The sequence below is a fragment of the Archangium violaceum Cb vi76 genome (assembly GCF_000733295.1).
GTDB classification, from domain to species: domain Bacteria; phylum Myxococcota; class Myxococcia; order Myxococcales; family Myxococcaceae; genus Archangium; species Archangium violaceum.
Genome location: NZ_JPMI01000233.1, coordinates 82,677 through 96,417 on the forward strand (window position 1 = coordinate 82,677; position 13,741 = coordinate 96,417).

Below are 13,741 nucleotides of genomic sequence, written 5' to 3' on the forward strand. Positions count from 1 at the left end.
CGGGTACTCAGCGACGCTGGGAGTGCGTGCGCCGTGCGTGGGCGGGCGCGGTGGCCGCCTTGCGCCGGCCCAGCAGTGCGGCCAGGGCCATCCCGGCGGCGACGAGCAGGGGCGTTCCCCCGGTCGACGACGCGCCGCAGCTCGCGGGAGGCACTCCCGTGCCGGCCAGCGTCGCGTCCCCGGGGACGAGGCCGCCCGTTCCCGGGACGGGGTCCGAGGGCTGCTGGGCGATGGGGTCCGACTCCTCGGGCGGAGGATCTCCCTCATCGGAGGAACCATCCACCGGCGGGCTCTCCGGGGCCGGCTGGGGCTGGGGCTGGGGCTCCGGGGTGGCGACGACGGGCGCGGGCATCACGTCCTCCAGGCGCGTGGCCTGGACGAAGCCGTCATGGAAGACCACACCCTCGGGGGCGATGGACGCGTCGCGGTACAGGCCGAGCTTCAGGTAGTTGAGCTGGCCCGAGTACTGCGTGGCGATCTTCGTCAGCGGCACGACCACCTTGCCGTTGTGGTACAGCTCGACGAAGCCCGCCTTGGGATCCGGCGACCACTTCACGTGCAACACGAAGTCGTTCCACTGCTCGCGCTGGAGCGGAGCCCGCCAGATGATCTTCCCGTTGGCGCCGCCCACGCGCAGGCGCAGTTGATCATCCACCACGTAGAACTCGAGCGGCGGCGAGCCACCGTTCCCATCGTGGTGCCACTGGGTGAAGATCTGCCACTTGGGCGAGCGCGGGAAGCTCTTCGGGAAGAGGGTGCTCCACTTGTAGAAGAACTCGGAGCCGGCCTTCTCCCGGTCCAGGTAGAGCAGCTCGTTGCGGTTGCCGCTCGCGTTGATGGGATTGTCGCCCTGACGGACGGTGGTCTTCAGCGCGTAGCGGCCCTCTCGCGCGGGCGAGCTGACCACCAGCAAGCGGCTCGAGGAGACGGTCTGCTCGCGGTCCCACTGCGAGGTATTGCCAGTCTCGAAGTCTCCCCGCCACACGGTGGAGGCGGTCGCCAGGGTAGGCAGCAGTAGCGCGAAGGGGGCAAGTTTCAGCAAACGCTTCAAGCTTTGTCCTTTCGTTCCGTTTGGGTCCCCACGGACAAACGGAACGCCTTCCCACTTCCCGGCGTGCTTCCCTGTCAGCCCTCCTTGGAGCCTCCTTGGAGCAGGAGCCGCCCGGCCCCCTCGTACTGCTTCGGGACACACGAGCCCCTCGCCGGTTGCCCGTCCGGCGAGGAGGCTCATGCGCTCCACGATTTCAGGCGGTTAGCGCCGCGGCGTGGTACCGCAGGTGGTCCTCCATGAAGGTCGAGACGAAGTAGTAGCCGTGGTCGTATCCGTCCTGGGACCGGAGCGTCAGGGGCTGCCCCGCCTGCTCGCAGGCTTCGCGGAGGAACTCGGGTTTGAGCTGGTCCCCGAGGAACTTGTCGCGCGTGCCCTGGTCCACCAGCAGTGGGGGGAGACGCGTACCCGCCGCGCGGATGAGCTCGGTGGTGTCCCACTGCTTCCAGGCCTCGGAGTCGGCCCCGAAGTAGGTACGGAAGGCCTTCTGTCCCCAGGGCACGCGCATGGGCGCGCAGATGGGGGCGAAGGCGGATACGGAGCGGTAGCGGCCGGGCTGGCGCAGGGCGCACACGAGGGCGCCATGTCCTCCCATGGAGTGGCCGAAGATGCCCTCGCGGTCCATGCGGGCGGGGAAGTGCTTCCCGATGAGCCCGGGCAGCTCCTGGGTGACGTAGCTGAACATGCGGAAGCGCGAGGCCCAGGGCGCCTGGGTCGCATCCACATAGAAGCCGGCGGCGGTGCCCACCTCCCAGTCGGCGCTCTCGTTCGCAATGCCGGTGTCGCGCGGGCTGGTGTCGGGGACCACGAGCATCACTCCCAGCTCGGCGGCGAGCCGTTGCGCGCCTCCTTTGATCTGGAAGGTCTCCTCGGTGCAGGTGAGGCCCGAGAGGAAGTAGAGCACGGGCACCTTGCCCGTCTGGGCCTGGGGGGGCACGTAGACGGAGAAGCGCATCTCGCCGCCGCACACCGCCGAGTCGTGGCGGTAGAAGGCGACGGTGCCTCCGAAGCAGCGGTGCTCGGAGGCCGGCCGGAGGGTCGTGTCCATCAGTACTTCACCACGGCGCGGATGGACTCGCCCTTGTGCATCAGGTCGAAGCCCTCGTTGATGCGCTCCAGCGGCAGCGTGTGGGTGATGAGCGGGTCGATTTGAATCTTCCCGTCCATGTACCAATCGACGATGCGGGGCACGTCGGTGCGGCCGCGGGCGCCACCGAAGGCACTGCCCTTCCACACGCGCCCGGTGACGAGCTGGAAGGGCCGGGTGCTGATCTCCTGCCCGGCCGCCGCCACGCCGATGATGATGCTCTCGCCCCAGCCGCGGTGGCAGCACTCGAGCGCCTGCCGCATGGTCGTCACGTTGCCGATGCACTCGAAGCTGTAGTCCGCGCCGCCCCCGGTGAGGTTGACGAGGTAGGGCACCAGGTCCGCGCCCACCTCCTTCGGGTTGACGAAGTGGGTCATGCCGAACTTCTCGGCCATCTCGCGCCGGGCGGGGTTGAGGTCCACGCCGACGATCTGATCCGCGCCCACCATGCGGCAGGCCTGCACCACGTTGAGGCCAATGCCGCCCAGGCCGAAGACGACCACGCGCGCGCCCGCCTCCACCTTCGCGGTGTAGATGACGGCGCCGATGCCCGTGGTCACCCCGCAGCCGATGTAGCAGACCTTCTCGAAGGGCGCGTCCTCGCGAATCTTCGCCACGGCGATCTCCGGGAGCACCGTGTGGGTCGCGAAGGTGGACGTGCCCATGTAGTGGTGGACGGGGTCCTTGCCGATCCGGAAGCGGCTGGTGCCATCCGGCATGAGGCCCTTGCCCTGCGTGGCGCGGATGGCCGTACAGAGGTTCGTCTTCTGCGACAGGCACGACTTACACTGGCGGCACTCGGGCGTGTAGAGCGGGATGACGTGGTCACCCTTCTTCAACGAGGTGACGCCGGGGCCCACGTCCACCACCACGCCCGCGCCCTCGTGGCCGAGGATGCTGGGGAAGAGGCCCTCGGGGTCCTTGCCGGAGAGCGTGTACGCGTCCGTGTGGCAGATGCCGGTGGCCTTCAGCTCGATGAGGACCTCGCCGGCCTTGGGGCCTTCGAGGTGCACCGTCTCGATGCGCAGGGGCTTACCGGGTTCGAATGCCACCGCTGCCTTGATGTCCATGCTCGTGTCCTCCAGGGATGTAGCGGGTTGAGTCGGACGGTAGCTAGCACGCGAGAGGCCTCGTGGCTTCACCGGCCGAAGAATTGCGCTTCCCGACAGTCGCGGTAACACATGGTGGGATTGGCTGGTCATCGAAGTCGCACTGGACGAGGCGCATGAGCGGCGTGGCCGACAGAACGAGGGCAGTGGAGCGGCCCGGCGGGACGAGTGTCCTGCTGGTGGCGCTGCTGCTCGCCGTGTCGGCCTCCGGGTGCGGCCAGCTGGACGATTCCATTGATTCCCTCACCCTCCGGTTGGAGGAGTGGGACCGGCACCGGCACGACACCGCCGGGAAGTCCGGACAGGGCACGGCTCTCCCGCACCAGGCCTCGGTGCGTGAGTGGGAGCCGGAGCCCACGCAGCGCTCCGCCCGGGTCCGGGGAGCGCTCATCGCGGGCCTCGCGGTCAGCCGCGCGGACATTCCGCCCACAGGGGGCACCGGGCTTCACCGGTCCCCGCCGGGCCAGGAGGCACCGCCTCCGAGGCAGGTCCGGAGACTCGAGTCCCCGCGGGTGAAGACGGGACTCACACCCGGTGTCGGGTCCGCCCTGGCGCGGACACGGGTCGCCGCGCCCAGGGACCTGGCGCGGTCGCAGGCCTCCTCCGGTTCGCGGCCGGTGAAGGCCCTCCGTCTGGCAGTCAGCGTGAGCGCGCCGCGGCTGCGAGGCGTCATCCGAGGCAGGTGGGTGCACTCCACCGAGCCGTCGGACACCGTGGAGCGCCCGCTGATGGGCACTCCCACCCCTCCGCCACTCCTCGCGCACCGTGGAACCCCCAGGACACCGGGTGGAACAGCGGGCGTGGAGGGGCCGTGGAGACGCCCGCCTGAAGCGGTGGGACGTCCCCCGGGCCCAGAGGAGACCCCGCCACATGCCGTGGCCTGGGGAACCGTGGGAGGGCTCGTGCTCGCGCACGGACCCGAGGGCCCACCGTCTCGCGCATACCGTGAATGGGACTCCGGACCGCCTCCGCGTGGGCGCGTTCAGGGGGGCCTGGAGCGACGCGCTGAATTCAGCGCCACACGAGTCATCGCGGGCTCGTGCGGTGCCGTACCTGGCTGTCCTGGAGGCTCAGTCCTTCGCGGGGTAGAGCTGGCCGCGCATCTCCCCGTAATAGGTGTGCGCCTTCGTATGGAGGTTGAAATAGAGCACTCCCTTTCTCGCCAGGTATTCGAGCCCGGAGAGCGTCTTGACCTGTCCCGGGAGTCCCAGTTCGGATGGGCAGCCCTCGGGTAGCGAGGGTTTCAGGCCCGGCATATCCTTGACGAAGACGACGTTCTTGTTGGTGAGCTCCACGGAGAACCTGCCATCGGTGAACTTCTTCGCCGGACTGCCAGCTTCGCCGAAGTCCACGATGATGGGGCCCAGCACTCCCGGCGGGCCGCAGTGGATGTGGAACATGACGATGTCGGCGGGGTTCACGCCTTGGATCTCGACTTCGACATAGGCCTTGCTCAGGTCGCGGGCGAACCGCAGCTGCCCATGCCCCCGGGACTTCCGGTTCTCGCGGAGCGTCGAGGGCGCCGTGGCGCCGAGGCTCTTCTCCAGCGGTTTGGGGACCTCCGACTCCTCACCGGGCTCCTGGGCGGGGCTCAGGAAGGCCTCGTAGACGGTGAACGTCGTGGCGCCGAGGGCCGGATCCTTGGCGTGGGCGGGCAGGGTGGACAGCGCGAGGGCGAAGGCAAGGGCCGTGGTGGGCGTACGCATGGGGTGTTCCTCCTGGAAGGGACGCCTCTCTTCGTAGCTCCCTCCAGGCGCGGCCGATGGCCACAGACGGACAGGGGGTGGCCACTCCCTGGACAGCGTCGGGCGCCGGAGTCCCAGGCAGCGAGGCAAGAGCATGGATCTGGAAGAGTTGCGTGCTTTTCTCGACGTCGTGCAGACGGGCTCGTTCCTGGCAGCGGCGGAGTCCCTGGGCGTGTCGCGCACCACCTTGCGGCGCCGCGTCGAGGCGCTCGAGGCACGGGCCGGCGTGCCGCTCCTGAAGAGCACGGCCCAGGGCATCATCCTGACGGAAGCCGGTGAGGTGCTCGCCCGGCGCGGACGCGTCATGATGCAGGAGACGAGCGCGCTGCTGTCGTCCATCCGCGAGGTGGGCCAGGCGCCCTCGGGGGTGCTCCGGGTGGTGATGCCCGTGGGGCTGCCACCGCATCTGCTCACGCCGCTCTTCGGGTTGTTGCGGAGCACCTGGCCCCTGCTGCGCGTCCATGCCCGCTTCAGCGGAAACCCCCTGGGCGAGCCGCTGGACGGCGTGGACATGGCCATCCACTTCGGGGAGGACATGCCCCGGGGACCCTGGCTCTCCCACGTGGTGATGCGCGTGCGGGAGGGGCTCTTCGCCAGCGGGGAGTACCTGCGGCGGCGGGGAACCCCGGGCTCGCTCCAGGACCTGCTGGGCCACGAGCTCTTCTCCTGGGAGGCCCCGGGGGACGATGCGCACGCCTGGCCCACGCTCCGGGGCGCCACCTTCGCGGTCGCCCCGGCGCTCGTCACACCGGACATCCATTTGATCCGCTCCTGCTGCCTGGCGGGGCTGGGAATCGGCCTGGTGCCCAGCGTCGAGCTGGAGGACCCGGGCGGCTCCGCGGAGCCGTTGGTGCCCGTACTGCCGGAGTTGGTGGGGCGGGAGCGCCCGGTGCGCATCAGCGTCCCCGAGGCGCTCGCCGAGATTCCAAAAATCAAACTGGTGCTCTCGCACATCCGCCAGTTCCTGGAGCCGCTGTGACCGGGGGCCGGGCGGACCCGGGGCTCGGGGGGAGCCGCGAGAGCAGCACGCCGGAGGTGATATGGTGTCCCATGGCTCTACGCCTCAGAGAAGTGCAGGGCCCGACCTCATGAGCATCACGTCCCTCCTCCTCCCCGGGTACAGGCTCCTGGGCCGCTTCCAAGAGACGGCGACGAGCCTTCTCTTCCGCGCGGTCCGTGAGGCGGATGGGCTACCCGTCATCATCAAGGCGCCCCGCTCCTGGCCCGTCGGCGCGCGCGAGCGTGCCCGCTACCGGCGCGAGTACGAGCTGTTGCGCCACCTCAAGGGCATACCCGGAGTGCTCACCGCCCACGCACTCGAGGTGTTCCAGGAGCGGCCCATCCTCGTGCTGGAGGACGTGGGGGGCAAGGCCCTCTCGGAGCAGGGGGGCAAGGCCCTGGAGCCGTCCCGCTTCCTCTCCTGGGCCCCCTCCCTGGTGGCCACCCTGGCGGAGGTCCATCGGCGCGGCGTCATCCACAAGGACATCAAGCCCGGCAACATCCTCGTCTCGCCCTCGGGGAAGGCCTGGCTCATCGACTTCGGCATCGCCACCCTGCAGCGGGTGGAGCACGTGGAGGTCGTCCTCCAGCAGCCGCTCGCCGAGGGAACTCCGGCCTATATGTCCCCGGAGCAGTCGGGGCGGATGAACCGGGCGGTGGACTACCGGACGGACTTCTACTCCCTGGGAGTGTCCTTCTACGAGGTGCTGACGGGGCGGCTGCCCTTCCGCGGGCAGGACATGCTGGAGTGGTTCCACGCGCACCTGGCCCAGGCCCCGGTGCCTCCGCACCAGGTGGTGCCGTCCATTCCCCCCGCGCTCTCGGCGGTGGTGATGAAGCTGCTGGCCAAGGTGGCCGAGGAGCGCTACCAGAGCGCCGAGGGGTTGCGGGCGGACCTGGAGCAGTGCCAGGAGGCGCTGCGGCTCGGCTCGCTGGAGACCTTTCCCCTGGGCAGCCGGGACGTCCCCGCCCGCTTCCAGCTCCCCCAGCGGCTGTACGGCCGCGAGGCGGAGGTGGAAGCCCTGCTGAAGGCCTTCGAGCGGGTGGCGCTCTCGGGGCGCACCGAGTGGGTGCTCGTGCGGGGCTACTCCGGCATCGGCAAGTCCGCCGCCGTCCGTGAGCTGCACCGCCCCGTGCTGCGGCGGCGCGGCTTCTTCCTCAGCGGCAAGTTCGATCAGCTCCAGCACGACGTCCCGTATTCCACGCTGGCGCGGGCCTTCCAGGAGCTGGTGCAGCAACTGCTGGCCGGCAGCGACGAGGAGGTGGCGGTCTGGCGCCAGCGGCTGCTGGAGGCGTGGGAGGGCAACGGCCAGTTGCTGGTGGACCTGGTGCCCCAGCTCGAGCGGGTCGCCGGCAAGCAGCCCGTCCTCCCCGAGCTGCCCCCCTTCGAGGCGCGCGACCGCTTCAACCGCGTCTTCCAGCGCTTCCTCGGCGTCTTCGCCAGCCTCGAGCGTCCCCTCGTCCTCTTCCTGGATGACCTGCAGTGGGCGGACCCGGCCAGCCTCGAGCTGCTGCGGTACATCGCCACGGACCCGGAGACGCCGCCCGTGCTGTTGATTGGCGCCTTCCGGGACAACGAGGTGACCCCCTCGCACCCGTTGGCGCGGACCCTGGTGGAGGTCCGCGCGAGCGGGACGCGGGTGCGGGACATCTACCTGGGCCCGCTGACGCTGGAGCACACGCGGCGGCTGGTGGCCGATGCCTTTCCCGGGGCCGGGCAGGAGCTGGTGGTGCCCCTGGCGTCGCTCGTCCAGGAGAAGACGGGCGGCAACCCCTTCTTCCTCCTGCAGTGGGTGCAGGCGCTCCACCAGGACGGCCTGGTGGTGCGGGCCCCGGAGGGCGGCTGGCGCTGGGACGCCGCTGGCGTGCGGGCCCGGGGCTACTCGGACAACGTCATCGACTTCATGGTGGGCCGCCTGCTGCAGTTGCCGGAGCAGACCCGGCAGATGCTCAGCCTGGCGGCGTGCATGGGCAACTCCTTCGCCCTGCTCAAGCTGGCCTTCCTCTCCCACCAGGACAGCTCCCAGGTGGAGCAGGACCTGGAGCCCGCGCTCCAGGAGGAGCTGCTGGTGCGGGCGGATGCCGAGCGGTACCGCTTCGCGCACGACCGCATCCAGCAGGCGGCCTATGCCCTCATCCCCGAGCAGGAGCGCAAGGCCGTCCACCTGCGCGTGGGCCGGCTGTTGTTGGAGCGGCTGTCTCCCGAGGAGCTGCGCGAGCGCCTCTTCGAGGTGGTGAGCCACCTCAACATGGGCGTGGAGCTGATGCGGGACGACTCGGAGCGCTCCCACCTGGCGTACCTGAACGCCGAAGCGGGCTGGAAGGCCAAGGCCTCCAGCGCCCACCGCTCGGCGGTGACGTGCTTCGACACGGCCTTCTCCCTGCTGCCCGGCAACCCCTGGGAGACGGACAGGGCCATGGCCTTCAAGCTGCGCCTGACCCAGGCGAGCAGCGAGGTGATGAGCGGCAACGCCTCCGAGGCGCGCCGCCTGGTGGACGGCGCGCTGCCCTGGGCCCGCACGCGCTCGGAGATGGCGAAGGCCTACCGCTTCAAGAGCGATCTGCTCCTCTCCTCCAGTGACGCGGAGGGCGCCGTCGCCTGTCTGCTGGAGTGCCTGGAGAAGTTCGGCATGCCCCTGCCGCTCGAGCCCTCCTGGGAGGAGGTGGTGGCGGCCCACGAGGAGGCGTGGTCCCTGCTCCACGCGCGTCCCCTGGAGAGCTTCCTCTCGCTGCCGGCCCTGACGGATCCGGACATGAGGGCGGTCCTGGGCGTCCTCGCGGCCCTGTACGCGCCGGCCTTCTTCAGCCGGAGGAACCTGCACGTCCTCCACATCTGCCGCATGGTGACGCTCTCCATCCGGCATGGGCATGTGGATGCCTCCGCGCACGCCTACGCGTGGTTCGGCTTCCTGAGCAGCAACGTCTTCAAGCGCTACCGCGAGGGGCTGGCCATCAGCGACTTCGCGTGCAGGCTCGCCGAGCGCCAGGGCAGCTCCACCTTCCAGGGCGAGGCACTCCACGCCCGGTCGATGAACGGCGTCTGGGTGGGCCCGCTGTCCTCCTCGAGGGATCTCATCCACAAGGCCATCCAGCAGTCGTCCCAGGCGGGGGCCTTCCGCAATGCCAGCCTCTGCTTCAACCACAGCACGCTGATTCCCCTCGTCATGGGGCGCGAGCTGGAGGAGGTCCGCCGGGAAGCCCTGGTGGGCTTCGACTTCGCCTCCAAGGTGTTGTTCTGGGACGTCATCCAGATGATGCGCGTCTTCCTGCGGCTGGTGGCGCAGCTGCAGGGACGCTCCGAGTCCTTCTCCTCGTTGAATGGAGAGGGTTTCGACGAGGCGGCCTTCGAGGCGAGGCTGGCCGCGGGGAGCCTGATTCCCCTGCGCTCCAGCTACGCCATCGTGAAGATGATGTCGCGCTTCATGTGCGGCGCGTACGAGCAGGCGCGGCAGGCGGCCGAGAGCGTCAAGGGGCTGCTCTGGTCCACCATCGGCCAGCTCTACTACTACCTGTACGTGCTGTACGAGGCGCTGACCCTGGCGGCGTGTTGCCGGGATGCTCCGCCGGCGCGGCGGCTCGAGTACCTGGAAACCATTGGGCAGCACCACCGGCAACTGGCGGAGTGGGCGGGGAACTGTCCGGAGAACTTCCGCGCGGCCGAGCGGCTGGTGGCCGCGGAGCTGGCGCGCCTGACGGGAGAACCGGAGAAGGCCCACCGCGCCTACGAGGAGGCGCTCCAGTCCGCCCGCGAGCAGGGCTCCCTGCAGAACGCGGCCCTGGTCTGTGAGCTGGCCGCGGGCTTCTGGAAGGAGCGGGGCATGTCCACCACCGCGCTCCTCTTCGCCCGGGAGGCCCGCGAGGCCTGGGCGCAATGGGGGGCCGCGGCCAAGGTGCGGCACCTGGACGAGCAGTGGCCCTCCCTGGCCTCGCCCAAGGTGGGGCTCCAGGAATCCGATACCAGCTACGACACGAATTCCAACCACCTGGATGCGCTCACGGTGGTGAAGGCCCAGCAGGCCATCTCCAGTGAGATCGTCCTGGAGCGGCTGGTGGACACGCTCATCCGCGTGGCGCTGGAGACGGCCGGTGCCCAGCGCGGCGCGCTCCTGTTGCTGCGGCAGGACACGTTGGAGGTGGCGGCCCTCGTGGACTCCACCCCGGGGCGGACTCCCCTCCCCGAGGATCCCGCCCGGCGGCTGCCCTGGACGCTGCTGACGTACGTGCGGCGCTCGGGCTCGCATGTGCTCCTCAACGACGTCTCCCTGCCCCACGCCTTCTCCAACGACCCCTACTTCTCCCACGGGGCGGCCCGCTGCCTGCTGTGCCTGCCCCTGGGCCGTGGGGAGGCGCTCGGCGGAGTGCTGTACCTGGAGAACGACCTGACCACCGAGGCCTTCTCCCCGAGCCGCATCTCGTTGCTCAAACACATCGCCTCGCAGGCGTCCATCTCCGTGGAGAACGCGCGCCTGTACGAGGAGGTGCGGCGGGCCGAGACGGCGCTGCGTCAGTCCAATGACGAGCTGGAGCGGCGCGTGGAGGCGCGCACGCGCGAGCTGAAGCAGGCGCAGGCCCACCTGATGGAGACGGCGCGCGTGGTGGGCATGGAGGAGATCGCCTCCAACATCCTCCACGACGCGGGCAATGCCCTCACGAGCGTGGTGGTGGACTCGGACCTGCTGCGCAGGACGGTGGAGGAGTCGCGGGTGGGCCGGGTGAAGCAGGTGGTGGAGATGATGGACGCGCGGCGCGAGGACCTGGGGGACTACCTCTCCAGGGATCCGCGCGGCAGCCTCCTGCCGTCCTACCTCTCCGGGCTCGCGGACGAGCTGCTGGGAGAGCAGGCGGTGCTGCGGCAGGGCCTGGAGGACCTGGATGGGCACGTGGAGCGGGTGCGGACCATCATCCAGATGCAGCGCACCTACGCGAAGTCCACGCTGCTGGCGGACGAGTGCGACCTGGGCGGGCTGGTGGAGGAAGCCCTGCGCATCCACCAGGTGGCCTCGCGTCAGTCCCCGGTCCAGGTCACGAAGGAGCTGGCCCCGCTGCCCCCGGTGCGGGTGGACCGGCACCGGATGTTGCAGATCCTCCTCAACCTGCTCAGCAACGCGCGCAGTGCGCTGGATCCCGTGCCGGAAGCGCAGCGCTACCTGGGGGTGCGGATGGTGGTGGAGGGGGGCTGGGTCCGCATCCAGGTGGTGGACAACGGCGAGGGCCTGGCACCGGAAGTCCGTGAGCGGCTCTTCACGCAGGGCTTCAGCACGCGCAAGGACGGTTACGGCTACGGCCTGCACGCCAGCGCGCTGGCGGCCCGCCTCATGGGGGGACGGCTGACCCTGGAGAGCGAGGGGCCTGGAAAGGGCGCCACCGCCACCTTCGAGCTTCCCTTCACGCGTTAGGGCGAGGGGGGCTCTCGGGTCCGCCCTCGCCGAGGAAGCGGGCCCGGAGGGTGCGCACCACCTCGGCGTCCCAGCGCGTGGAGAGCAGCTCCACGGCGGTGCGGCGGTAGCGCAGCGAACACGCGAGGCACACCAGCGTGGCCGCCAACCCGATGACGCTGTTCTGCCAGGAGGCCAGGTCCCACTGGCCGTCCCAGAACCACTCCCTCAGGCTGGTGGGCCAGAAGTACCAGATGGGCCAGCCCGGGCCGCTGCCCGCGAGGTCACACAGCAGGTGGAGGTGGAAGGTCAGCAGTGCCAGCAACCCCACCTGGAGCCGCTGCCGCGCCAGCGCCACGCACACCCCCGCGGTCACCAGCGCCCCCACGTACCCGTGGAAGATGAGGTGGTGGTAGCGCGCGTACAGCTCGCCCCCGCCGAGAATCGTCAGCCCATCCAGGTCCGGCGCCAGCCCCGCGCACACCACGAGCACCCGGTCCCTCCGCGCCTCCAGGCGTTGTGTCACCAACCAGGACAGCTCGGCGTGCACGATGGGATTCATGTGGACATTCTGGCGCCCGGAGCCCGTGCTTTGCCAGCCCGTGCCGTGGCAGGCTCGCAGCGTCCTTCACTCCAGGAGCGCGTCATGTCCACCCCCTCTCCGCGCAACATGACCGACTACGAGGCCACCCACCGGGCCTTCCAGTGGGAGCGTCCCGAGTACTTCAACTTCGCCGCCGACTTCGTCGACCGCTGGGCCTCCGAGCGTCCCGATGCCCCCGCCCTTCAGTGGAGTGACGAGGCGGGACACTCGCGGCTCTTCACGTGGAAGGACGTGAAACAGCACTCGCTGCACGCCGCTCAGTTCCTCACCCGCCAGGGCCTGCACAAGGGAGACCGCGTCTTCGTGATGATGCCGCGCATTCCGGAGTGGTGGTTCCTCGTGCTGGGCTGCATCCGCGCGGGCATCGTCTTCATGCCCGGTACGCCCATGCTCACCGTCAAGGACATCCGCTACCGGTTGGTGGCCGCGGATGCCAACGGCGTCATCGCCGACGCGAGCTGTCTGGACAGGTTCGAGGGACTGGTGGGCACGGGCCGCGTGGAGACGTGGGTGGCCGTGGGCAACGCGCCCTCGCCCTGGGTGACCTACGCGACGGGCTCCGCGGGCACGGGTCAGCACGGCGCGAGCTTCGAGCGCACCCGGGCGGATGACCCGATGCTCATCTATTTCACCTCGGGCACCACGGGCATGCCGAAGATGGTGCAGCACACGCAGGCCAGCTACGGCCTGGGGCATCAAATCACCGGCCGCTACTGGTTGGACCTGACCCCCGAGGACCGGCACCTGACGCTGTCGGACACCGGCTGGGCCAAGTGCGCGTGGGGCAAGCTGTTCGGCCCGTGGAGCCAGGGCGCGTGCAACGTGGTGTACGACTACCGGGGCCGCTTCGACGCCGCGCGCATCCTCCGGATGCTCGAGCAGCAACGGGTGACGACGTTCTGCGCGCCGCCCACCGCATGGCGGGCCCTCGTGTTGCAAGACTTGTCGCGGTACGACCTGTCCTCCATCCGGCACGCACTGAGCGCGGGCGAGCCGCTCAACCCCGAGGTCATCGACACCTGGAAGCAGGCCACCGGGCTGCACATCCGCGAGGGCTACGGACAGACGGAGTCCGTGGTGCTGGTGGGCATGTTCCCCGCGCTGGCGCCGAAGCCAGGCTCCATGGGCAAGCCGTCCCCCGGCTTCGACGTGTCCGTCATCGACGGCGAGGGGAAGGAAGTCCCCACCGGCCAGGAGGGAGACATCGCCGTGAGGGTGAAGCCGGTGCCGCCGGTGGGCCTCTTCACGGGCTACCTCAACGACGACCCGGCGAACCTGGCCGCCTTCCGGGGCGACTGGTACGTGACGGGAGACCGGGCGGTGAAGGACGCGGACGGCTACCTCTGGTTCGTGGGGCGCAGTGATGACGTCATCAAGACGTCCGGCTACCGCGTGGGCCCCTTCGAGGTGGAATCGGCGCTGCTGGAGCACGCGGCGGTGGCGGAGTCCGCGGTGGTGGGTGTCCCGGACGAGCGCATCGGCCAGCGCATCAAGGCCTACGTGGTGCTGGCGCCGGGGTTCACCGGCTCGGAGAAGCTCGCCGAGGAGCTCCAGGAGCACGTGAAGAAGACGACGGCCCCGTACAAGTACCCTCGGGACATCGAGTTCGTCACGGAGCTGCCCAAGACGGTCAGCGGGAAGATCCGCCGCACGGAGCTGCGGGCCATGGCGCAGCAGCCCGCGAAGAAGGACTGAGCCTCCTGAGGCGTTGAGCCGCGAAATCAACCACACCGGCGTGTCGGCGCTGTTGACCGAAGCGGGAGGCAACACGAAC

General features: G+C 69.8%; 8 protein-coding genes. 3 read left to right on the forward strand and 5 right to left on the reverse strand.

Translation table 11 applies throughout. The annotated features are described in order from the left end of the window. Nucleotides 1-7: 7 nt before the first annotated feature. The 4 genes from Q664_RS32055 to Q664_RS32075 all read right to left on the reverse strand — a co-directional run bounded on the left by Q664_RS32055 (nucleotide 8) and on the right by Q664_RS32075 (nucleotide 4,950). A complete protein-coding gene (locus Q664_RS32055) occupies nucleotides 8-1,051 on the reverse strand; it encodes a polysaccharide lyase family 20 protein (RefSeq protein ID WP_043404094.1) in 1,044 nt (347 codons plus the stop codon). A 193-nt stretch (nucleotides 1,052-1,244) separates the two neighbouring features. Further along, on the reverse strand, nucleotides 1,245-2,096 hold the full coding sequence (gene fghA / locus Q664_RS32060; RefSeq protein WP_043404096.1) for an S-formylglutathione hydrolase: 852 nt from the start codon (nucleotides 2,094-2,096) through the stop codon (nucleotides 1,245-1,247). Continuing rightward, nucleotides 2,096-3,205 (reverse strand): S-(hydroxymethyl)glutathione dehydrogenase/class III alcohol dehydrogenase, encoded by a 1,110-nt coding sequence (locus Q664_RS32065; protein WP_043404098.1) that lies wholly within the window; start codon nucleotides 3,203-3,205, stop codon nucleotides 2,096-2,098. Before Q664_RS32065 ends, fghA begins: the two co-directional genes overlap by 1 nt. Before the next feature lie 1,109 nt (nucleotides 3,206-4,314). After that, nucleotides 4,315-4,950, reverse strand: a complete 636-nt coding sequence (locus Q664_RS32075) for a CHRD domain-containing protein (RefSeq protein WP_043404102.1) — start codon at nucleotides 4,948-4,950, stop codon at nucleotides 4,315-4,317. A 133-nt stretch (nucleotides 4,951-5,083) separates the two neighbouring features. Here Q664_RS32075 and Q664_RS32080 point away from each other — a divergent pair, with 133 nt between their 5' ends. Together Q664_RS32080 and Q664_RS32085 are read left to right on the forward strand one after the other, a co-directional pair. Then, entirely contained in the window at nucleotides 5,084-5,968 is an 885-nt protein-coding gene (locus Q664_RS32080) for a LysR family transcriptional regulator (RefSeq protein ID WP_043404104.1), read from the forward strand. A 109-nt stretch (nucleotides 5,969-6,077) separates the two neighbouring features. Next, a complete protein-coding gene (locus tag Q664_RS32085; protein ID WP_043404107.1) occupies nucleotides 6,078-11,384 on the forward strand; it encodes a trifunctional serine/threonine-protein kinase/ATP-binding protein/sensor histidine kinase in 5,307 nt (1,768 codons plus the stop codon). On the opposite strand, the gene Q664_RS32090 is transcribed toward Q664_RS32085, so the two are convergent. Next, nucleotides 11,374-11,925, reverse strand: coding sequence for a metal-dependent hydrolase (locus tag Q664_RS32090; RefSeq protein ID WP_043404109.1), 552 nt, complete (start codon nucleotides 11,923-11,925; stop codon nucleotides 11,374-11,376). The genes Q664_RS32085 and Q664_RS32090 overlap by 11 nt on opposite strands. Before the next feature lie 84 nt (nucleotides 11,926-12,009). Here Q664_RS32090 and Q664_RS32095 point away from each other — a divergent pair, with 84 nt between their 5' ends. Then, entirely contained in the window at nucleotides 12,010-13,662 is a 1,653-nt protein-coding gene (locus Q664_RS32095; RefSeq protein ID WP_200883793.1) for an acetate--CoA ligase, read from the forward strand. Nucleotides 13,663-13,741 lie beyond the last annotated feature (79 nt).

Excerpts from the sequence above, each read along its gene's own strand:
- Q664_RS32065 (WP_043404098.1), bottom strand. The coding sequence starts at position 3,205 with ATGGACATCAAGGCAGCGGTGGCATTCGAACCCGGTAAGCCCCTGCGC.
- Q664_RS32085 (WP_043404107.1), top strand. The coding sequence starts at position 6,078 with ATGAGCATCACGTCCCTCCTCCTCCCCGGGTACAGGCTCCTGGGCCGC.
- Q664_RS32075 (WP_043404102.1), bottom strand. The coding sequence starts at position 4,950 with ATGCGTACGCCCACCACGGCCCTTGCCTTCGCCCTCGCGCTGTCCACC.
- fghA (WP_043404096.1), bottom strand. The coding sequence starts at position 2,096 with ATGGACACGACCCTCCGGCCGGCCTCCGAGCACCGCTGCTTCGGAGGC.
- Q664_RS32095 (WP_200883793.1), top strand. The coding sequence starts at position 12,010 with ATGTCCACCCCCTCTCCGCGCAACATGACCGACTACGAGGCCACCCAC.
- Q664_RS32090 (WP_043404109.1), bottom strand. The coding sequence starts at position 11,925 with ATGAATCCCATCGTGCACGCCGAGCTGTCCTGGTTGGTGACACAACGC.
- Q664_RS32080 (WP_043404104.1), top strand. The coding sequence starts at position 5,084 with ATGGATCTGGAAGAGTTGCGTGCTTTTCTCGACGTCGTGCAGACGGGC.